At 43.3% G+C, this 20,740-nt stretch carries 18 protein-coding genes; 3 read left to right on the top strand and 15 right to left on the bottom strand.

What is annotated here, in order from left to right; genetic code table 11:
* Positions 1-150 precede the first annotated feature (150 nt).
* Together J3P43_RS08170 and J3P43_RS08165 are read left to right on the top strand one after the other, a co-directional pair.
* Positions 151-2,499, top strand: coding sequence for a TonB-dependent receptor (locus J3P43_RS08170; protein WP_255901087.1), 2,349 nt, complete (start codon positions 151-153; stop codon positions 2,497-2,499).
* Position 2,500: 1 nt separating this feature from the next.
* On the top strand, positions 2,501-3,295 hold the full coding sequence (locus J3P43_RS08165) for a DUF4249 domain-containing protein (RefSeq protein ID WP_255901085.1): 795 nt from the start codon (positions 2,501-2,503) through the stop codon (positions 3,293-3,295).
* Here J3P43_RS08165 and J3P43_RS08160 read toward each other — a convergent pair.
* From J3P43_RS08160 to nrtS, 14 genes are all read right to left on the bottom strand, one after another.
* The gene (locus tag J3P43_RS08160; protein WP_255901084.1) at positions 3,292-3,852 is read right to left on the bottom strand and encodes a molybdenum cofactor guanylyltransferase; all 561 of its coding nucleotides are present in this window, start codon (positions 3,850-3,852) and stop codon (positions 3,292-3,294) included. The two genes, J3P43_RS08165 and J3P43_RS08160, sit on opposite strands and share 4 nt — an antisense overlap.
* A 270-nt stretch (positions 3,853-4,122) precedes the next feature.
* The gene (locus J3P43_RS08155; RefSeq protein WP_255901083.1) at positions 4,123-4,401 is read right to left on the bottom strand and encodes an Rdx family protein; all 279 of its coding nucleotides are present in this window, start codon (positions 4,399-4,401) and stop codon (positions 4,123-4,125) included.
* Positions 4,398-4,907 carry a molybdenum cofactor biosynthesis protein MoaE gene (locus J3P43_RS08150; RefSeq protein ID WP_255901081.1) on the bottom strand — a complete coding sequence of 170 codons (510 nt, stop codon included), beginning with the start codon at positions 4,905-4,907 and terminating at the stop codon, positions 4,398-4,400. Before J3P43_RS08150 ends, J3P43_RS08155 begins: the two co-directional genes overlap by 4 nt.
* A complete protein-coding gene (locus tag J3P43_RS08145; protein WP_255901078.1) occupies positions 4,867-5,100 on the bottom strand; it encodes a MoaD/ThiS family protein in 234 nt (77 codons plus the stop codon). Before J3P43_RS08145 ends, J3P43_RS08150 begins: the two co-directional genes overlap by 41 nt.
* 321 nt (positions 5,101-5,421) lie before the next feature.
* Positions 5,422-6,381: a GTP 3',8-cyclase MoaA gene (locus tag J3P43_RS08140; protein WP_255901077.1), complete on the bottom strand. Its 960-nt coding sequence runs from the start codon at positions 6,379-6,381 to the stop codon at positions 5,422-5,424.
* A complete protein-coding gene (locus J3P43_RS08135) occupies positions 6,381-7,112 on the bottom strand; it encodes a sulfite exporter TauE/SafE family protein (RefSeq protein WP_255901076.1) in 732 nt (243 codons plus the stop codon). Before J3P43_RS08135 ends, J3P43_RS08140 begins: the two co-directional genes overlap by 1 nt.
* A 114-nt stretch (positions 7,113-7,226) precedes the next feature.
* Positions 7,227-8,726 (bottom strand): rubredoxin, encoded by a 1,500-nt coding sequence (locus J3P43_RS08130; RefSeq protein WP_255901074.1) that lies wholly within the window; start codon positions 8,724-8,726, stop codon positions 7,227-7,229.
* Positions 8,723-12,247: a nitrate reductase gene (locus J3P43_RS08125; protein WP_255901073.1), complete on the bottom strand. Its 3,525-nt coding sequence runs from the start codon at positions 12,245-12,247 to the stop codon at positions 8,723-8,725. The genes J3P43_RS08130 and J3P43_RS08125 overlap by 4 nt, the downstream gene beginning before the upstream one ends.
* A 17-nt stretch (positions 12,248-12,264) precedes the next feature.
* Positions 12,265-13,566, bottom strand: a complete 1,302-nt coding sequence (locus J3P43_RS08120; RefSeq protein ID WP_255901072.1) for a NarK family nitrate/nitrite MFS transporter — start codon at positions 13,564-13,566, stop codon at positions 12,265-12,267.
* Positions 13,567-13,602: 36 nt separating this feature from the next.
* Positions 13,603-14,460, bottom strand: a complete 858-nt coding sequence (locus J3P43_RS08115; protein WP_255901070.1) for an ABC transporter ATP-binding protein — start codon at positions 14,458-14,460, stop codon at positions 13,603-13,605.
* Between the two features lie 31 nt (positions 14,461-14,491).
* Positions 14,492-15,280 (bottom strand): nitrate ABC transporter permease, encoded by a 789-nt coding sequence (gene ntrB, locus J3P43_RS08110; RefSeq protein ID WP_255901068.1) that lies wholly within the window; start codon positions 15,278-15,280, stop codon positions 14,492-14,494.
* Between the two features lie 45 nt (positions 15,281-15,325).
* A complete protein-coding gene (locus J3P43_RS08105; RefSeq protein WP_255901066.1) occupies positions 15,326-16,537 on the bottom strand; it encodes a CmpA/NrtA family ABC transporter substrate-binding protein in 1,212 nt (403 codons plus the stop codon).
* A gap of 33 nt (positions 16,538-16,570) precedes the next feature.
* Positions 16,571-18,121, bottom strand: coding sequence for an alginate export family protein (locus J3P43_RS08100; protein ID WP_255901065.1), 1,551 nt, complete (start codon positions 18,119-18,121; stop codon positions 16,571-16,573).
* 85 nt (positions 18,122-18,206) lie between these two features.
* A complete protein-coding gene (gene nrtS / locus J3P43_RS19685) occupies positions 18,207-18,458 on the bottom strand; it encodes a nitrate/nitrite transporter NrtS (protein WP_369414783.1) in 252 nt (83 codons plus the stop codon).
* 371 nt (positions 18,459-18,829) lie between these two features.
* Between nrtS and J3P43_RS08095 the strand changes: the two genes are divergently transcribed.
* Complete coding sequence (locus J3P43_RS08095; RefSeq protein WP_255901064.1) at positions 18,830-19,546, top strand: Crp/Fnr family transcriptional regulator; 717 nt, start codon at positions 18,830-18,832, stop codon at positions 19,544-19,546.
* Positions 19,547-19,554: 8 nt separating this feature from the next.
* On the opposite strand, the gene J3P43_RS08090 is transcribed toward J3P43_RS08095, so the two are convergent.
* Complete coding sequence (locus tag J3P43_RS08090; RefSeq protein WP_255901063.1) at positions 19,555-20,739, bottom strand: molybdopterin molybdotransferase MoeA; 1,185 nt, start codon at positions 20,737-20,739, stop codon at positions 19,555-19,557.
* Between the last annotated feature and the right edge of the window lies 1 nt (position 20,740).

The raw sequence follows: 20,740 nt of genomic DNA, 5'->3' as shown, positions 1-20,740 counted from the left end.
GATTAGATATACTTAAAAACTTTGAAGCCGCTTTTTGTTTAAGAAAAGTGGAATAAAGGCTTCAAATGTGTTCTCAATTTAAAATATCAGGAGGCGCTTACCGTTTTACTACGATATTATTACTTTCGTAATTATGCGTTATCTATTTTGATGTCCGGTCCAAACTTTTCAAAACGTCCGCTTTTATCAACGAATTTTCTGATTCTGTTATGCCTTCTTCTTTCACTTAGCACTGCAGCTCAAACAAGATTTTCTATAAACGGTACCATTAAAGATACATTAAGCGGAGAAACGCTTATTGGAGCCAGTATCAAGCTTCGCGAGATACCCGCCAGCGGAACCACAAGTAATACCTACGGGTTTTATTCTATCAGTGCTGCTCCCGGCGAGTACACGCTGGTTGTGAGTTATACCGGTTATCAAACGATAAATACTCCCATAACGTTGACCAATAACGTGACGCTCGATATAAACCTCAATCCTAACGCTTTGTTAAAGGAAGTCATCGTCAGCAGCCGTCCCGTTAAGGAGCAGATCAGAGACCCTCAGATGGGTATCGAGAAGCTGAACATGGAAAGTATAAAAAACGTTCCGGTATTATTTGGCGAGAAAGATATTCTAAAGACGATTCAGTTACTGCCGGGAATAAAATCAGCTGGCGAAGGCAACAGCGGGTTTTATGTACGGGGCGGATCTGCCGACCAGAATTTGATTTTGCTGGATGAAGCTAATGTATATAATGCTTCTCACTTACTTGGCTTTTTCTCTACATTTAATTCGGATGCGATAAAAGACGTATCGGTTTACAAGGGCGGAATGCCAGCCCAGTACGGTGGCAGACTGGCCTCGGTGGTTGATATACGAATGAATGAGGGCAACCGGAACCGTTACACCGCCGAAGGAGGTATCGGCCTGATTGCATCGCGGCTAAAGCTTGAAGGACCAGTCAAAAAAGGAAGAGGCTCTTTTATGCTGAGCGGACGACGCACTTACGCCGACTTGTTCCTAAAACTTTCCTCAGACACGGTTTTGAAAACTACCCAGTTGTATTTCTACGATCTTAATGCAAAAGCGAATTACCGGATCAACGATAAAAACGTTATTTACTTATCAGGATATTTTGGAAACGATGCTCTCGGTTTAAGGGAAACCTTTAGCTTAAACTGGGGAAACACTACCGCTACCATGCGCTGGAACCATCTTTTTAGCGAGCGAATGTTCTCAAATACCACGCTTATCTACAGCGATTATAACTACGCTATCGAGAACTTCGATAACCAGAGCGACTTTAAAGTAACCTCCCGAATCAGAGACTGGAACCTGAAGCAAGACTACCAATATTTCGGCAGCGATCAGCATACCCTGAAGTTTGGGTTGAACGTCAATCACCATCAAATAAAGCCAGGAAGCATCTCGTCGTCCTCTACATCCAGTGTAAACGATAAAGAAATCACAAGGCGCCGCGGGCTCGAGCTTGCTGCTTATATTTCTGACGAGTGGAAATTGGAAAGATTTGGCCTGGTTTATGGCCTGAGACTAAGCTCATTTTCGCTGCTCGGACCGGGAACGTTTGCCAGTTACGATCAAAACGGAAATATTATCCGGAGCCAAAGCGTTGGTTCTGGAAAAGCAGTGAAAAGCTATCTTCTTCCGGAACCTCGAATCTCTGCGAGCTACCAGCTTAATCCGAACATCTCTCTTAAAACATCCTATACGCGTAATACCCAAAGTCTGCACCTTTTATCAAATTCAACATCGTCCTTGCCTACAGATTTATGGGTAATGAGCAGCAACAATATCCGCCCGCAGGTTGCCGACCAATTAGCTCTGGGTTATTATCAGAATTTCAAGGATGATCAATATGAGTTTTCTTCCGAGGTGTACTTCAAAAGCATGAAAAATCAGATTGATTATAAGAATGCGGCCAATTTGAGGGGGAACGAAAATGTGGAATCGGAGTTGCTGTTTGGATATGGTCGTGCCTACGGAATAGAGTTTTTTCTGAAAAAGAGAACCGGGAAATTTAATGGATGGCTGGGTTATACGCTCTCCAGAACGGAACGGAAGTTCGATGAAATATCTAACGGAGATTATTTTCCTGCCAAGCAAGACAGAACGCACGACCTTTCTCTGGTCGGGATTTATAACATCTCCAAACGCTGGACCTTTTCAGGCACATTTATTTATAATACCGGTAACGCCATTACTTTCCCAAGCGGAAAATATACGCTTGACGGAAGAACCATGTTTTACTATACCGAGCGAAACGGATACCGGATGCCCGACTATCATCGTTTAGATATTAATGCAACATTAGATGGCAAGCCTGGAAAGAAATATCAGTCGAGCTGGACATTTGGTGTATACAATGCTTACAACCGTCAAAATGCTTATATTATTGATTTTAGGGATAATCCCGATGATCCAAGCCGGACACAGGCTGTACAAACATCTTTGTTTGGAATTATTCCATCGGTAACCTGGAACTTTAAATTTTGAGATGAATCACGTAGTTAAAATATTTTTTCTTGGCCTTGCGGGATTTTTATTTGCCTCGTGTGAGAAGGTTTTGGATGTTGAGTTAAAAGATGCGGCGCCCATTATTGTGATAGAAGGCGTGGTCACCAATCGTGCCGATTCGCAGATTGTTAAAATTAACCGCTCGGTTCCCTTTGGCGAGCCGAATGTATTCCCTGATGTTACGGGGGCATTAGTTACTATTAAGGAAAATCCTTCGGGAAGGGTAGTAACTATACGCGAGAGGAGGCCTGGTTATTATATGGCCAGGAATTTTACCGGGCGTTCGGGGTCAACCTATGAGTTAACCGTGGATGTGGACGGAAAAATCTATACAGCGAGTTCGCGGATGCCTAACCAGGTGAGTATCGATTCGCTGGGTGTTTCGGTGAGTACCATCTTCGGCGAGCAGAAGAAAACCGTTCAATTAATGTATAAAGATCCTGGGTCTGAAAAGAACTATTATCGGTTTGTGTTGAGAGTGAATGAAATTCCGTCTAAGAATATTTTCACATACGATGACAGCTTTACCAATGGCAGATCGGTTAATCGTGAGCTCTTTGATTTCGATTTGGATGCGGAAACAGGCGACAAAGCAGAGATTGAAATGCAATGTATTGATGCTGCAGTGTACCGGTATTGGCAGGGGCTAGACCAGAACCAAAGCAGGGGAGGTGCATCTACCACTCCGGCAAATCCGGCGAGTAATATAAGAGGAGGAGCACTGGGGTATTTTAGCGCGCATACCCGGCAAAATGAAGCTCTGGTTATTCCCTAACTATTATAATTTTTAAAGCTTTTGGCGTCTTCAACAGGAAGGTACATGGTGTGCCCAGATTCAAACCGGTCGTGCAGGCTGTATTTTTTTAATTCGTTTTCTTCAAATGTTTTGTAAACCTTGTTTAGGGCATTGCCTGTGTAAATAGCACAAAAGGGTTGGGTGAAACCTTCTTCCTGATATACATAATATTCGAACGAAGGGTTTTCCCGGTACGATGAAATTAGCGTTTTGATGGTATCAGAGCTCATGTCGATTAAATCGCAGGCCATAAGTAATATATCCTTTTCAGGGAAGTTCCGGTGAATGCTTAAAAGGCCGTCTAAGGGGCCATCTATGGGCAGGTGATCGACAATTAAAGGTGTGTTCGGAAATATCTTTTGATAAGCTTCCTGTTGTGTTTCATTGATAGAAACGACCACCTGCAGAGCCAGATCTTTCAGCTTATCGGCTGTGTGTACCGCCCATGGTTTAGCATCTTTAATCAGCAGGCCTTTATCACTTCCCATCCGCCTGCTTTGACCTCCGCATAAAACAACTCCGAGCAGTTTTTCCATAGTTTAAAAGTATGAGTATAGGCAGTAAAAATAAAACAATTTGTAAGTGAATCAAAAGACGATGTAATTGGACGAAAAGGCTATGTAATTCAACAGAAAGGCAATGTAATTGAGCGGAAAGGCTATGTAATTCAACAGAAAGGCAATGTAATTGAACGAAAAGGCGATGTAATTGAGCAGAAAGGCAATGTAATTGAACAGAAAGGCGATGTAATTGACCAGAATGATAATATAAACGGGCATTACGGCTTTGTAATCGGGTATTACAGGCTATTTTCTGTCCGAATGCCCGAGGCTCTTTTCAGGGTTTACGATATCCCGAACCCGCTGTTTTAATTCTTTAATTTCCGGGAAGCCACCGGCAATAACCCTGTCGAAGATAAGTTTATCATCGATTTTGATCTGGAATGTTCCGCTTTGTTCACTGGGCTGCAGCAGTACACCTTTCAGGTCGTCAGAGAAAGTGCTGAGCAATTCTTGTGCAAAGTACGCCGAGCGGAGCATCCATCCGCACTTTGGGCAATATTCGATCGTGATTACAGGCTTCATAAATTTTGCTTTTCTGATTCGTAAATATGCTTATTAGCGCTGCCTGTAATCTCATGGCAATTGCAGTTTCCGCCCCATTTTTTTGATCCGTCATTGAAATACTCACACTTCCAGATGGGAACTTCGTGTTTTATACGGTCAATGATATGCCGGTTCGCTTCGTAGGCCTCCCTGCGATGTGGTGTGGCGGTAATTACTACCACAGCTGCTTCCGAAACACTAACCTTACCGATACGATGCTGTGCAACAGCAACGCTCAGGCTCCATTTAATGCGTGCTTCTTCCAGTATCTCGGCTATTAATTTCGAAGCCATCACTTCCTGGGCCTCGTATTCCAGATAGGCTACATTTTTGCCAAGGTTGTTATCCCGAACATCACCGCTGAACAAAACCACTGCACCAGCCTCAGGATGATGTGAAGCGCTAAGTAAACCTGGCAGATCAATCGGTTCTGACGTGATGTGTTTAACCTCCACTGCTTGGGGGCATAATGCTGATGTGGTCATTCTCCTTCAGGCTGTAATTATTATCAACAAACTCATTGTCCACCGCAAAGCGGCTAATATTTAATAGCTTTTCTGCTTGGGGATTTTCGCTAATTAAAAAACTCCTTAAGCTATGTATGTCGTCGAAAGACCGCTGAAGCGTGAACTCTTTCTCAAAATACTCTTTCAACACCGCGTATACTTCTACCTTCATTAAATTAAAAATTAAAAAGTCAAAATTAAAAAAGATACGCCGGGCTATCCGCCTTGATCTTTCATTAAATTAAAAATTAAAAAGTCAAAATTAAAAAGATGCAACGGGCTGTCCGCCTTGACCTTTCATTAAATTAAAAATTAAAAGTCAAAATTAAAAAAAGATGCAACGGGCTATCCGGCTTGACCGTTCATTAAATTAAAAATTAAAAAGTCAAAATTAAAAAAGATACGCCGGGCTATCCGCCTTGACCTTTCTGCTTTCACCTTTTACCTTTCACCTCTCGCCTCTTACCTTTCTGCTTTCACCTTTCACCTTCCCTCACCCCCCAATATGCATCATACTCAGCTCGCTGCCCGCAAACCTTAACGCTTGCTTTTGTTTAAGTGCTTCACTAAGGCGTGATATCAACTCATCGCCGCTCGTCTCTTTTATTGAGATGGGATGATTGCTACTCAGGCAACCGTAGATGTTTCCATAAGAATCGAGTCTCAGGCGGTTACAATCGCTGCAGAAAGGCTCGCTTTCGTTAGCTACCACTCCAAACTTGTTCCCTTCGGAAGTCATCCAATAGTTAGCTGTCGATGAGCTTTTTCTAGGCAGGCGTTCGAACTCATACTGCTTTGCAATGGCCGAAAGGATTTCTTCCTGCGAAAGAAAGCGACTGTCGGCATTGCCATAAAGGTGGCCCATTGCCATAATTTCAAGAAAACGGATCGTTAGCCCCTTACTAAACGCGTAATTAACTAAGGGGAGGATTTGCGAATCGTTCAGTCCTTTCATCATTACACTATTGATTTTTACGTCAATGCCTGCTTTTTGAGCCGCGTCTATACCCGCAAATATCCGGTTGATCCCGCTCCGGCGACTCATCCTAAAGAACACATCTTCATCAATAGCATCCAAAGAAACGTTTATTGAATTGATTCCGGCGTCTTTCAGCCTCGGGGCAAGGCCTTCAAGCAGCAGCCCGTTTGTGGTAAGTTTTAAGTTCTGAACACCAAACGAGCTGACCAGCCGTACCAGTTCAGGAAGTTCTTTATATAACAGGGGTTCACCTCCGGTGAAACGAATGGTGTCTAAATTAAGAGTATGGTGAAGCTGAGATATTAATTGAGACAAAGCCGCCGCAGAAAGCGAATTTTCTTTAGCGGATCTATAATTCTCTTTAAGCTCCTCATTGCCGTAGGTACAATAGACACAACCCAGGTTACAGGTGTTAATAAGACTAACCCTGAGAGTTTTAAATGTCCGTCCGAATGAATCTCTTACCTCAACCATCACATAAAAAATATTAGCTTACAAGAAGCGAGCGCTAAAACAGCGCTTAACAGATACTTAACCGTCAGCACTCCAAAGTGCCTGCTTCCGAAATAGGAGCCCATAATTCCTCCCGCCAGAGCAGAAGTAAACCACATGAAAGAATCCTGGCCGAAATGAATATCACCACGATGACCCATTAAACCTGCTATAGAGTTAAGTACAATAAAGAGCGCCGAGGCAGCAGCAGCCTCTTTTGCGTTTGCCCAGGCAAGAATGATGAGTAAAGGGCTGAGGAAGATCCCTCCGCCAATACTTAACATTCCCGAAAGGAATCCAATTACAAGACCGAATATCAATGCTAATGGTAAAGAAAGTTCAACCTTCTTACCTTTCTCACCCGGAATTAATCCGAGCAGGCGCACTACCGGAATAATCAACGCCAGTCCTAAAATTAAATTATAAATATCGCCTTTTACTGACATCATAGAACCCAAGTAGGCCATCGGCAGAGAGCTGAGTAAAAATGGCCAGCAGAGTTTCCACTTAAAGTAACCTGCCCGGGAAAACTGGATAAAGCCAATGCCGGCTACCATAATATTCAGGATAAGAATGATTGGCTTGTAACTAAGCACAGGAACCGCAAAAATGGACAGGACTGCCAGGTAACCACTAGCTCCGCCATGCCCCACAGAGGCATATAAAAATCCGACTATAAAGAGGGATAATAGCAGAAGTAATGTGATATCCATTATACAAACTTAGATAAAATCTTTCGATGCCTTTACGAGGAATGTCTTTATATTAAAATCGTTGCGATGCTTTACAAATTCGGCCCGCTTAACGATGTTTCCTTCTAATCGATTTTAGGATAAAGAGAACAAAACGTTTTTGTCTACTTCTATAAAATCAGTTTTTGGCGCTTCGCACATTTGACAACAATATGTTTCGGGCAACCTGGCAAACGACGTTCTGGCTGGGATGTCATTTACGGGATCGCCAAATGCTTCGTCGTAAACGGTTTGGCAATGCTTGCACTGATAAACCAATACGGGTGTTTCTTTTGCTTTGGTGTCTAGCTCGAAATCGGGTTCTGCCGGCGAGAAAGTGTCGCCATTGGTTTGAATCTCATAGAAATAGTCGCACAAGGTGATGAGTGAAGACGGCAAATTTTCAAGAGTTACGTTATCCCGGTAGGTAATAAAATCTTTTGAGTTGGGATTGAAATCTCTGGTGTGAAGTATTTCGAACCGTTCGTGTTGTTCTTCTCCGGTATTCTGACTGCCCCCTTTTTTACGAATAATTACCGATCCAAATAGTCCGGTTTTAGGGTTGATTTTTATCGCGAAGCATAGCTTAAAGGTTCTAATATCGTCTTTATCGAACTGACGTACCAGATGGTTCTTCAGGTTTAAGGCATATTCGCATTGATCTTCAATTTGCCAGTTAAGCTCATTTGATGCATGTCGCACGTTGATCCGGTGCTTTGCTAAAATCCAGTTCCATTGCTTTCTGCCCTCGGCGCTTATACCCTTTATAATTAAAGATTTCCAGGGAGTGGTGTTTAGCTGCCCGATTCTGGATTGCAGGCAAACCGCACAAACGTCTATCAGAAAAGCGACTGAGTATTGTTCGTTTCGCTTGAAAATTCCGAGCCAGTATTTATCGCCGTAACGGTTAAATCCTTCGTAATAGGGCAAATGGAAATCGGGCAGTATGAGATTTTCTTCCGGATTCCGGCTTATTTTTTTATCTGAGGCAACTTCCAGAAAAAGGAGGTTGCCGTCTATTTTTGGCTGGTCGTAAAACTGGGCCTTATTGGCCAGAATTACCTTCTCAATGTTCAGACTTAGTGATGGAATGTCTTCGGTATAGATCAGCTTAGGCCAGGTGTAAAAAACATTTGTTTTAGGGAACCGGATATGCAAATGCCAGTAATTGTTCTTGTCGGATGCGATGAAGTTAAGGTTTCCGGTGAAGAATGGAATAAATGTCTGGTTGTTATCGGCCAGATTTATTTTCAGCTTTGGCTTTTCGTCAAACAGGTCGAGTATGTCTTTATAAACGCCCTCGCGAAGCCAGTTGGAAGTGCTGAATATGTCTTCTGAAACGTATGAACTAACAATATTTGGATACATATCGGTGCCAATTTCATAGTCGATATCGGCAATGGAAAATTCATGCTCAAGATCTTCGAGCTGTTCGGGCGCGGCCGAGAGGAAAAGTTGCTGACGGTTGCCCAGGCTAACATGTTCAATTCCAGCTTTTTCGGCAGCTTTTAATATGTCAAGTAAATCTCCCGCTGCTACAATACCGCCCGGGAGGTTCACCTTTATGATGTGCTCGTTCTCTGTTAGTTCGCTCATGTCAATACGTTTTCAACAGTTTGTTCATTGAGTGCTTCTTCTAAAATCCGTTTCACTTCGGGCTTGCACGATCCGCAACCGGTTCCTGCCCCGGTAGAATTACAGATATCTTTCATTGTTGTGCATCCTTCTTTTATTTTTCCTCTGATATTATCAGCACCCACGTTATTGCAACTGCAAACCAGTTTGCCCAACACCGGTTCTGCTTTTTTGCCGCTGCGTAATAGGTGGAGGCGCTTTTCGCTGAGTTCGATCTTGCCTTCAATCAGTTCCCGGAATTCCTGGAATTCTGATTTATCTCCAATCAGAATTGCACCGACCAGGCGATCTTCGCGTACGATACACTTTTTATAATATCGCTTAGCTTTATCAATAAAGACGATTTCTTCATAGCTCCGGTCTTCCTCGGGATATTCGGCTTCGCCAATACTGCAGAGGTCGAAGCCGTGAATTTTAATGATATTCATGAAGACACTTCCTTTGTAATAACTGGCGATATCACCGTTCAAATATTGAGCAACGATCTCCGCCTGTTGTTCTGCGGCCGCGGTAATACCGTAAAGAACTCCCTCAAACTCGGCGATTTCACCGATTGCAAAAATGGACGGATCGCTCGTTAAGAGCCGTTTGTCTACTACTACTCCACGTTTGCATTCAAGGCCGATCTCTTTTGCCAGTTCTATATTTGGCGTGGTTCCGATGGCGATGATCATGGCGTCGCAATCAATTTTTCGTCCACTTGCCAATCCTACACCAGTAAGCTTGGACCGCCCGTAGAACAGCTGAACTTCATCATTGTAATAAATGTCACAACCCTGATCTACCATCTCCTCGTGCAGCAACTGACTGCCCAGGGGATCTAACTGCCGGTTGAGAAAACGGGAAATCCGTTGTACGATGGTGATTTTAACACCAATTTCGCGTAAGGACGCCGCCATTTCAAGTCCCAGTAAGCCGCCACCCACAATTAGTACATGACCATTTTTGGGTACGTGTCTTTTGAAATTATCGGCATCCAAACGACTTCTCATTGTGAAAATTCCCGGTAGGGAAGGGACATTTTTTGGAATCGCCGCACGGCTGCCTGTTGCCATAATCAAAACATCGTACTGCGTTTTAATTCCGCGTGAGTCGGTTACAAACTTCTCTTCGCGGTTGATTTTTATCACGCTTACGCCTCTTAACAAGCGAATGTTATATTCAGGCTCTTCAGCATCTTTCATTTTTACCAATTGTTCCCAGCGTTGTTCGCCACTGATGTAATCGGGAAGCATTACCCGGTTGTAAAATGGAAAATCTTCTTTGCTGAAGATGGTGATCTCATCGTCTTTGTTTATCTCGCGGTACGATTTCACAAATCCGTACGATCCTGCGCCGGCGCCGATGACTACAATGCGTTGTGCTGGTTTTTTATATTTTTCAATGCTTACCGCGCAGAATTTGAAATCCGGTTCTTTTGATATGGGGTCTAAAATCGGGCTTGTTACGTTGTTGGCCCGGTTTAGGTCACTCCCAAGTATTTTGCCCCAATGCATGGGAAGGAAAACAACTCCTTTTTTAATAGCAAACGTAAGTTTAGCTTTTAAGCGAACTTCACCTCTGCGGGATTTGACCACCACAATGGTATCTTCCCTGATTTCACGGCTGGCTGCATCTTCGGGATGAATCTCCAGAAAAGCGTTAGAAATGTGATTATTTAACTTATTTACCTTTCCGGTTTTACTCATAGTATGCCACTGATCTCTGATGCGACCTGTGGTTAGAATAAATGGGAATTCGTCATTAGGCATCTCACTCAACAGCGTATCTGGAGGTGAATGCAGAATGGCCCGCGTGCTGGCTGTATAAAATTTATGATTTGTGAACAGTCTTTGTGTTCCGGCACCGGTTCTTTTATCAATTGGCCATTGGATGGTTTTATTACGCCTAATTGTATCGTAGTCCAAGCCGGCGATGTTTAAATTGGTTTTGCTGGTTAATCTGGTATGTTCCAGATAAATCTCTTCCGGAGATGAATAATCGAATCCCTTAAAACCCATCTTTTTCGCAAAGCGGCAAATGATTTCCGAATCGGGCAAAGCTTCGCCCGGCGCAGGGACTATTTTACTTAAATGACTTATTCTTCTTTCGGAATTCGTCATGGTGCCTTCCTTCTCTGTCCAGGTGGCGGCAGGAAGAATTACATCAGCATATTTTAATGTTTCTGCTTTGTTTGAGATGTCCTGAATAACAACGAATTTGGCTTTTTTCAATCCTTCTTCGGCCCAGCGTGCGTTAGGTAAGCTGGTCAGCGGGTTGGTGCATATTATCCAGATAGCCTTTAATGTCCCTTCATTCAGAGCGTCGAACATTTGCGTGGCAGTTAATCCCGGAGTAGGGGATATGGTAGTGCCTTTCCAGAATTTCTGCACTTCTTCCCGATGCAGAGGGTTGTTCAAATCGCGGTGAGCGGGCAGCAAGTTTGAGAGCCCGCCGACTTCGCGGCCACCCATTGCATTAGGTTGGCCGGTTAAGGAGAATGGGCCGGATCCGGGTTTTCCAATATGGCCCGTGATGAGGTTTAGATTAATGAGGCTGAGGTTTTTGTTTACACCGATAGAGCTTTGATTCAATCCCATGGTCCACATGGTAAGGAAACCTTTCGCCTCGCCAATGTATCGCGCTGCCAGGCGGATGTCGTCTTCGGATACGCCGCAAATAACAGATGCTTCGGTGATGCTTCGTTCAAATACCATTTCGCGGTAACGCTCAAAACCTTCGGTATGATTTTTTACGAATTCAAGGTCTATATCGCCGTTTTCTATCAGGGCTCTGCCTATGGCATAGTTTAATGTAATATCGGTACCAGGATTTAACTGGAGGTGTAAATCAGCAATCGAGCAGGTGTCGGTAACACGCGGGTCAACTACGATGATTCTTACGTTTGGATTCTCAGCTTTATGTGCCTCAACTCTCCTCCAGATAATGGGATGACACCAGGCAGGGTTCGCCCCGGTTACATAAAAGCAGTCGGCCATTTCAATATCGTCATAACAAACGGGCACGCTGTCTTCGCCGAGCGACATTTTATAGCCAACCACAGCGCTGCTCATGCATAAACGAGAGTTGGTGTCGATGTTATTGCTGCCAATGAAGCCTTTTATGAGTTTGTTGATGACATAATACTCTTCGGTGAGGCATTGGCCGGAGGCATAGAACGCTACAGAATCGGGGCCGTACTTATCGATAAAGGTTTTGAAGGCTGCAGCAGCCTTATCCAGGGCGTTGTCCCAGCTAACGCGTTGCAGCGGCATGCTTTTGTTAAGGCGCATTTGAGGATAGAGCAGGCGGTCTGTTTTGTCATTCACGGTGTAATGCAAATTCATTCCCTTGCTGCATAGCATACCCTTATTTACGGGATGATCCATGTCGCCTGTTACGGTAACGATATCGTTCTTGTCTTTATTTACTACAATGCCGCAGCCTACGCCGCAGTAGCAGCATGTAGTGTTAAAAGCTTCGCTGTGTGCCTTATTGCTCAAAATTCCTCCTTATGCTGTTAAACAGTTTGTAATTTTACCTCTTGCTCGTTTAGCTCGGTTTCGGTCTGGGCTCTTTCAAACGGAACAATAACCACAATCAACCCAATGATTCCAACGGCCAGGCCGATATAAAAAAACGCGTCGGCATAAGTAAGAGAAGCCGACTTAAAAAGAAATCCGAACAACACAGCTCCGAGATTACCTCCGGCGCCCACGATTCCGCTTACGGAGCCTATAGCCTTTTTATTAATGAAAGGCACAATAGAGTATGTGGTTCCATTGGCCATTTTCAGAAACAATGCAAATACCAGCATCGCGAATATTGCCATTTGCAGCGTCGCTGAGTTTGCAAAGAAAGCTAATCCAATACCTTCCAGAATCAGGAACGTTCCTAATAAGTAGCCTTTACCTTTCAAACCATAAGTTTTTCCAACCCGGTCGCTTACTATTCCGCCTAATGCGCGTGCAAATAAGTTCATTAATCCAAAAATTGCGGCTAGGGCGCCCGCCATAATTAATGAGGCGTTGAAGTTATCAACGAAAAATACAGCAGCCACGTTGTCGATGGTAATTTCTACTCCGAAACAAGCTCCATAGGCCAGTGCCAATAACCAGGTACGTGGATCTTTAGCCGCTGCTGTGAAAGATCCCTTGGTTTTTACTTTTGCCTGCCGGGTAAACTCACTGTAATTTCCTTTCGGTGTGTCTTTAGTGTATTTAAAATATATCACAGCCATGATCAGTAAGATCACTCCGGGAATAATCATCGCATATCTCCAGGAATCCTGTTGACTGGCATAACCTAGAGCCACAAATGCTGACGCAATAAGAGGCATCACCAGATTGGTGACCCCGCCGCCAAGATTTCCCCAGCCTCCGGCCACCGCATTCGCTGTCCCTACTATATTAGGAGCGAACATCATGGATGTATGGAATTGAGTGATCACAAACGAAGCGCCGATAACTCCGATTACAAAGCGGAAGATAAGGAAGCTTTCATAGCTGTTGCTCAAGCCGATTCCAATAACAGGAATTGCCCCCAGAGCTAATAATATGGTATAAGAAAGGCGCGGACCTAAACTGTCGCAAAGTTTTCCGATAATAAGACGGGCCAATATGGTTGCAGAAACAGAGGCGATCAGAATATTGCCTATTTGTTCCTTATCCAGATGCAATTGCTCTCTTACCAGCGGCATCAAAGGCGCGATTCCAAACCAGCCAAAGAAACAGAAAAAGAAGGTTACCCAGGTGATGTGAAATGTTCTCATCTGGATTCCTTTGGCGCTGAAGATGTTTAATTTAGTTAGTGGCTTGTTCATGATGTTCGATTTGTTTGAATTTTTGCCTTTGATGGATTAGTCTATATCGTTGATGTCAAATTTGTCTGTCAGTAATCCAAGTAACCTGTCATGCGTATCCATATATCCGGCCTCGTGTACGATGGATTTCTTGTTTCTTGGCCGGACTAATGGCACATCTACAATTTCCTTAATGGTAGCAGCTGGGCCGTTATTCATCACTACCACCCGGTCTGACAGGAAAATCGCTTCTTCAATATCATGGGTAACCATAACGATGGTTTTATTGCGGTTGTCGAGGTTCCATAGTTTTAATAACTCGATATGCATAGAACCTTTGGTCAATGCGTCTAACGCTCCGAAAGGCTCGTCAAGGAGAAGGATGCTCGGGTTAATAGCAAAAGCTCTGGCTATCGCAACGCGTTGTTTCATTCCGCCCGAAAGATGGCCGGGCAGTTTATGTCTGTGTTCCCACAAATGAACCATTTGCAGGTTTTTTTCAACAAGCTCTCTTTTTTCAGTGGCGGAAAGGTCTTTGAGGGCAGAGTCTACCGCCACGTAGATATTTTGAAATACAGACAGCCAGGGCAGGAGAGAGTAATTCTGAAATACAATCCCCCGGTCCGGTCCGGGCCCTTTTACTAAGTTTCCATTAGCGTAAACTTCCCCTGAGGTGGGAGCAACCATGCCGGAAATGGTATTCATAAGGGTTGATTTACCACATCCTGAATGTCCGATAAGGGTTACTATTTCACCTTTTTTTACATCTAGATTTATATTGTGGAGGGCGGTATATAATCCGTTGCTTTTTGATTTAAATGATACAGTTACGTTTTTAATTTTAATCGCATCTGGTTTTGAAACTCCTGTTTGCGTTTCTTTAACAACTGTCTCTTCTGTCTCTGTTAGTATCATAACAATTTGCTTTAAATGAATTATAGATAGATTATTTATTCTCCCATGCAAAAGCGTGCTGAACGGCACTAAAAGCTTTATCAAGTATCAGACCCACAGTTCCGATTATAAGGATCGCTATCAGAATTTTTTCCAATGATAGTCCGTTCCAGCTATCCCATACAAAGAATCCAATACCCACACCGCCAGAAAGCATTTCACCTGCCACTATAACCAGCCAGGCCACGCCAATTGATAATCTTAATCCGGTGATCATGTGCGGCAATGCGAAGGGAAGCATAATCTTGGTAATGTATTTCCAGGTCGAAAAACCGAATGCTTTTCCGACGTTTTTATGATCTTCAGGAATACTGGATACTCCGAAAGATGTATTAATAAGCGTTGGCCATAACGAAGTGATGGCAATAATAAATACAGTTGCACCTTCTGCTGCCTGAAAGGCAAGTAATCCCAAGGGAAACCATGCAAGAGGTGATACCGGACGGAGGATTTGCACGATAGGGTTAAACAGGCGCATCATGAATTTAGAAGACCCCATTGCCAATCCCATCGGGATGGCAATTAAGCTACCAATTCCAAATCCCAAAAATACCCGGTAAACAGAGCTGAACAGCTGATTGCCAATCCCCTTGTCGTTTGGTCCCCGATCATAAAAGGGTTCTGCAATAAGCTCTTTAAATACTACCCATGTTGAGGCCGGGCCCGGGATTTCATGTTCGGTAACTATTGCTACCAATTCCCAAATGATACCTAAAATTACCAGACTTCCAAAAAAGGAGAGGATGGTGTAAAGTGTGTCGAGGGTCAAAATCTTCTTCATCTTATCCGTTTTTAAATCCCGGCTTAGAGCCGGGATAGTTTCTAATTATCTTTTTGTTGTTTTTAAGTAGGTGTCTATGTCTTTGGGATTGAATATGACGTCGTAATTAGTTTTGATCGGTTGCATGTCGGCCTGAGCTGGTACGCCCATTTCCTTCGCAACTTCGGTGTACAGGTCGTCGAGGGTAAGCTTCTCGGCAATGGCTGCGTAGTTGGGCTCAGCTTTCAGATATCCGAATCGTACAAATTGAGCAAGAAACCAGTAGGTGTAAACTTTTTTCGGCATCGGCACAATCCCCCCCTTGTAAAAGGTCATGTAATTGCCCTTGTATTTCTGAACCCCTAGTTCGCAGCCTAAATCGCTGCTTCCTGCTAAACGGGCTTCGATAACAGCCAGCGGCGCATTTACATAATATGGCTTGGTTAACCAGGAAGCGGCTTTTTTACGGTTTCCTAAATTGTCGAGCCATTTTTGTGCTTCAATAATGGCTTTCATTACTTTCTTCAGATCATCTCTTTGTGAAGCAGCAAACTTTGAGTTCACGACCAGCGCTTTTTCAGGATGATCGCTCCACAAATCCTGGGAAGCGATATGGGTAAATCCAACGTTTTGGGCCGCAGCTACACCACCCCAGGGCTCGCCGACACAAAATCCTTCCATGTTGTCTACCCGCATGTTTGCAACCATTTGCGGCGGTGGAATAGTGATAATTCCCACTGATTTCGCCCCAATACCTGCTGCCGCCAACCAATAGCGTAGCCAGATGTCGTGAGTGCCACCAGGGAAAGTCATTGCGAAGGTTACCTCTTTGCGGTTCTGTACTTTTTTAGTCGCCGCGGCGGCTTTATTTACTCCCTTGTATCCAACTAATCCGCAAAATTCCTTTGAAAGTGTAATCGCCTGGCCGTTGTTGTTTAACATCATGGCAATTTTCATTTCAGAGCCAGCCTTTCCGCCAATTCCGGTGTATACCGATAAAGGCATCGAATACAAACAGTGCGCTCCGTCAAGTTCCCCTAAAAGAATTTTATCACGAACGTTCGCCCATGATGCTTCTTTTGATAATTCTACCTCTACGCCATACTTTTTAAACAGGCCTAATTCTTTAGCTGCAACTAATGGTGCGCAATCAGTTAAGGGAATAAATCCCAGTTTGATCGGTTTTGCTTCTGTGTTGAAGCTTAAGGTGCTTATGATGATGACAGTTAATGTAACCAGCTTAGCCACAATCTTTGTCGTTGTATCGAATATTTTCATCTCGTTATATGTTGAGTTTGTCTTTTTAATTATTTATTGTTTGATCGCCACTGGTTTCGTATACAGGAAATCAGGTCTAATATTAATCATGAGATATGCGAAGTCCGGCGATTTGTCTGCATTTGCGACCGCGAGTCCTTTTGCAGTTGCGAGGTTCTGAGTGGCCCATGCGTGCGAGTAGCCTAAATCAATGGAGGTGAATTTGTTAAGGGTGTAGCTGGTCACGACGTCGAGTTCGTGAGCGTAATGTTTGCCTCCGGTAGCAGGAGTTTGGTCGGCATCAAACCGGTGAAAATCGGCAGTAATGGAATAGGTGTTGGCCGTAAATTTTGATTTGAAATAATAGTCCTTCAAACCTGCAGCAGGAGATCCGGTTGGGGCGTAAAAAAAGTCCATAAAGCCCCAGAACTTGTGAGGTGTTCCATATAGAGGGTCAAATCTTTTACTTTTTCCCGCAGGAGTAGACGTTTTATTTCCGGACAGAAGGTCGAATCCTGGTCCAAAGGAAAACTTGCCTTTGGCGTAGGTGGCAGCGGCCGTAATATGTTTGGCATTCAGATCGTTTCCATCTCTGTCTTTGCCTAACTGATGATAGTAAGCGCCTTGAAATGAGATTTTTCCAAACCCGGATGCATTTCCGAATACAGGATTAATCATGCCACCGAGAGTATATCGGTCGTTAGTTGCCCGTTGATCAAAAAAACGCCCCCATACTAACCCGGTACCGGTGGTTGCTACAGATCTTTTGGTATACCGACCAAAGTCATCTTTAAAAAAGAGGAAGGAAACTTTGGTTTGGTTTATTTTCTTAGCGATGTATAAGCTTAAAAAATTCTTGTAGTTCTGATTTCCTGCATTTGAGTTTGCTGGACTGCTAAAAGCAGGTGAGCCGGTTTCCGAGCTATTATTATTGGCGTTTCCGCCCACGGTTAAAGGAATCATGCCCGTTGGAGTTGGAACAAGTTGCCCGTTCGTATCTTTAATATATAGTGGGATATTTCCCGGTGTATATTGTATTTCTGAAAATGACTCAGCGTTTTGATTGAAGGCATACCCCAGGTCGACCTGCCACCCTTGATGAACCACTTTTAGCAAGGCCATATCAAAGCGCCTGCCTTGTTGTAGCCAATCAAGGTTTCCAATCAGTCTGGCGTCGTCGAAAATCAGTTCCTGGCGACCAATTTTAAATGATAAGTTATCTAGTAATTTAAACTTTATAGTGGTATCTGCTTTATTTGCTAGTACAAGTTCTGCCCAGCCTTCATGTAACATTAATCTGTTTCCATCAGCAGGTGTAATGGTAGAAGCGTCTTGTCCCCACACCCTGACGTCCTGAACCGTTGCTCCAAAACTCACGCGGTCCCATTTGTATCCAAAAAGTACGCGGGTTCTTTGAGATACAAAGCCGGCTGGCTTTGATGTTGCTGGCGTAAGGTTTGCAAAACCGTCGCGAAATTCGCCGCGCGGGCGCACCTGTCCGGATAAGCTCATTTGTGCTTGCGAATTGAAATAGCTGCAACACATCGTCATGAGCGCCATAATCCATCTCCTGTTTGGTTTTTTTGTGATAAGTTTTCTGTACATTTGTTAAGTTTTAGTTTGTGAAAAGCAATTGAAACTATATCCCCGCTGGAGCTTCGACCTCCCCAGTGGGGTTTTTATTTGGGTGTTAATTCTCAGTTAATAGCAATAGGTCTTTTCGAAGCAGAGCCGTTGTCGTGCTGTAAAGGGAAACCATGAATGGTGTCAAATATGTTATACTCATTTTCGTTATCGACACCTCAGCGATCTGATTTGTAAATATTAAGTTTCCCTGATTTATTAGATTAAGGATTGTGCCGACAATGATGCTTGTAAGGATAGCTTTTCTAATGATTGAATAATTGGAAGCTATTTTTATGATTTTTCTTACTTTTTTCATTATTGTTTCATTTTTCTTTCATTTGACAGTATAAATTTATCTCATTTAAGGTAAAAGTAGAAGAAAAATCGATAGTTGGCGATATTTATATGATATGTATAATATAAATACGTGATTTTTTTGAAATTATTAATTTCAATAGTTGTGAAACTTTGATATTTGAGCATTTTGTAATCATAGTTAGCCCATATTTATAAAGAATATATGTAAATTGTTATTTATTTGTGTGAAATTGTTCTTAAAATCGTCTGTTTTTTCTGATTTCATCAAAATTTATTATAAATTTCTAAAATTTCAGCATCGGTTGGCAGGTGGCATCGTTCCGTTACAGTCCTTGTTGCTTATGGTTTAAGTTCTATAGAATTATTAATATGAAAAAAAGTAAAATCCCTTGTGATCTGAATACCTGTTTTATGTGCAAAACCTGCCTGAAGGAGTGGTTGCCCGCGCTTTCTGAACACAGGACGAATTATCACGTAAAAAAGGGGGAGGTGATTTTTAGAGAAGGAGACCCGGTGAAGGGTGTATATTTTGTATATGAAGGAAACGTGAAGGTTCATAAGAAATGGGGAAACGAAAAGGAGCTCATTATTCGCTTTGCGAAAAAAGGAGCAATTTTTGGACATCGGGGTTTAGGAAATAATTTGCATTATCCCATATCTGCCACAGCCCTCGAGCCTTGTATCGTATGTTTTATAGATATGGATTTATTTAACGCTACCTTAAAGGTTAATAGTGATTTTGCTTATACATTAATGATGTTCTTTGCGGATGAACTTCAGGAAGCTGAGCGGAAAATGAGAAATTTGGCACATATGCCGGTGAAGGGGCGGGTCGCACAAGCTTTGATCTCTTTGAGAGAAAAATTTGGACTAACCGAAAATGGCTTTATTGATATTGAGCTTACCCGACAGGATCTGGCGTCGTACACCGGGGCCACTTATGAAACCGTATTTCGGATTATTACCGACCTGGTTCAGGATAGCATGATAAAGCTCTCGGGAAAAAGCATAAAAATTGTTGATGGAATACGCCTGGAAAGCCTCACTCACCAAATAATTACCCCGGTTGAAAATACTGAAGGCTGAAATAACTACTATAAAATATAATAAGGTATTATTTGCCCCTCTCTCAGAGTGTCTGTTGCGGCAGGGTGAACTGCTAATGCGTTGGCGTTAATTCCGAGTCTTATATCTCCGGAGCCATTCAGGCTGGTTGTTTCAAGTTCTTTTCCAGATTCGCTGAATTTTACTGGAAAAAATTCATCGAAATTGGTTTTTTTTCTTTTTTCTCCTCTGAAAACACCTTCCAATTGTCTCGGTGGGTTTAGTCCCATGGATTTAGATAAAAAGGATTCCACGAAAATTTTGAAAGTGACGAAAGAAGAAAATGGATTGCCAGGCAGTGCAAAGACTATTGGCCCGCCTCGTGCTTTTCCGCACCAGATCGGTTTTCCGGGTTTAATCGATACTTTATGAAATAATTTCTCTACTCCAAGGTTTTCCAGGACCTCTGGCACATAGTCGGCATCGCCCGCAGATACGCCGCCACTCATAATTATGATGTCAGTATCTAGCGCGTTTTCGATATGGTTTTTCAGTTCAGTAACGTTATCGGGTAGGTGGCGGTACACTGCTGGCGTAATATTCCATTTTTTTAATAAAGATCGAAGTAAATAGTAATTGCTGTTTCTGATTTCTGTATCCGATACCTTCGCACCAAGAGGCTTTATTTCATTTCCGGTTGTGAAAAGTGCCACCTTCGGTAATGCCGCCACCTGTATCTCTGATTTTCCAAGTGTAGCCAGTGTGCTGATAGCTGCTGGGGTACATGGTGTTTGAGCCGAGAGAGCAATGTCTCCTTCTAGCAGGTCTTCTCCCTTTCTGGCGACGTTTTGAAATTCTTTCAGGTTTTCGATTATTAATGAAACCTGGTTTCCTGTCTGCACACAGTCTTCCTTGCGAATTACTGCGTTGGCCGGGAATGGTACTGCGGCGCCCGTCATTATTTTGAAGGCAGCGCCCGGTTTCAGTTCCTGACTTGGAGAGGCGCCAGCGTAGATGATTTCCTGGATTCCAAATTCTCTGATGCCTTGCTGCCAATCTTGGATCATAATAGCATAGCCGTCCATCGCCGAACGGTTGAAGGGGGGGTAATCCCGGTCGGCTGCTATGTCTTCAGATAAAACCCTTCCGTCGGCATCATCCAAATGTATCATCTCGGTTCCAAAAGATTGAGCCTGTGATAATATGATATTTAAGGCCTCCAGGTAAGTTTTCATG

Origin of the sequence: Paradesertivirga mongoliensis (assembly GCF_024436395.1) — a bacterium.
In the GTDB taxonomy this organism is placed as follows: Bacteria; Bacteroidota; Bacteroidia; order Sphingobacteriales; family Sphingobacteriaceae; genus Paradesertivirga; species Paradesertivirga mongoliensis.
Note: the sequence above shows the minus strand (reverse complement) of the source record. Positions and strands in the feature narration are given on the sequence as shown.

Bases quoted from the DNA above. Each gene is read 5' to 3' on its own strand.
- J3P43_RS08170 (WP_255901087.1), top strand. From the start codon at position 151: ATGTCCGGTCCAAACTTTTCAAAACGTCCGCTTTTATCAACGAATTTT.
- J3P43_RS08165 (WP_255901085.1), top strand. From the start codon at position 2,501: ATGAATCACGTAGTTAAAATATTTTTTCTTGGCCTTGCGGGATTTTTA.
- J3P43_RS08160 (WP_255901084.1), bottom strand. From the start codon at position 3,852: ATGGAAAAACTGCTCGGAGTTGTTTTATGCGGAGGTCAAAGCAGGCGG.
- J3P43_RS08155 (WP_255901083.1), bottom strand. From the start codon at position 4,401: ATGAAGCCTGTAATCACGATCGAATATTGCCCAAAGTGCGGATGGATG.
- J3P43_RS08150 (WP_255901081.1), bottom strand. From the start codon at position 4,907: ATGACCACATCAGCATTATGCCCCCAAGCAGTGGAGGTTAAACACATC.
- J3P43_RS08145 (WP_255901078.1), bottom strand. From the start codon at position 5,100: ATGAAGGTAGAAGTATACGCGGTGTTGAAAGAGTATTTTGAGAAAGAG.
- J3P43_RS08140 (WP_255901077.1), bottom strand. From the start codon at position 6,381: ATGGTTGAGGTAAGAGATTCATTCGGACGGACATTTAAAACTCTCAGG.
- J3P43_RS08135 (WP_255901076.1), bottom strand. From the start codon at position 7,112: ATGGATATCACATTACTTCTGCTATTATCCCTCTTTATAGTCGGATTT.
- J3P43_RS08130 (WP_255901074.1), bottom strand. From the start codon at position 8,726: ATGAGCGAACTAACAGAGAACGAGCACATCATAAAGGTGAACCTCCCG.
- J3P43_RS08120 (WP_255901072.1), bottom strand. From the start codon at position 13,566: ATGAACAAGCCACTAACTAAATTAAACATCTTCAGCGCCAAAGGAATC.
- J3P43_RS08115 (WP_255901070.1), bottom strand. From the start codon at position 14,460: ATGATACTAACAGAGACAGAAGAGACAGTTGTTAAAGAAACGCAAACA.
- ntrB (WP_255901068.1), bottom strand. From the start codon at position 15,280: ATGAAGAAGATTTTGACCCTCGACACACTTTACACCATCCTCTCCTTT.
- J3P43_RS08105 (WP_255901066.1), bottom strand. From the start codon at position 16,537: ATGAAAATATTCGATACAACGACAAAGATTGTGGCTAAGCTGGTTACA.
- J3P43_RS08100 (WP_255901065.1), bottom strand. From the start codon at position 18,121: ATGTACAGAAAACTTATCACAAAAAAACCAAACAGGAGATGGATTATG.
- nrtS (WP_369414783.1), bottom strand. From the start codon at position 18,458: ATGAAAAAAGTAAGAAAAATCATAAAAATAGCTTCCAATTATTCAATC.
- J3P43_RS08095 (WP_255901064.1), top strand. From the start codon at position 18,830: ATGAAAAAAAGTAAAATCCCTTGTGATCTGAATACCTGTTTTATGTGC.
- J3P43_RS08090 (WP_255901063.1), bottom strand. From the start codon at position 20,739: ATGAAAACTTACCTGGAGGCCTTAAATATCATATTATCACAGGCTCAA.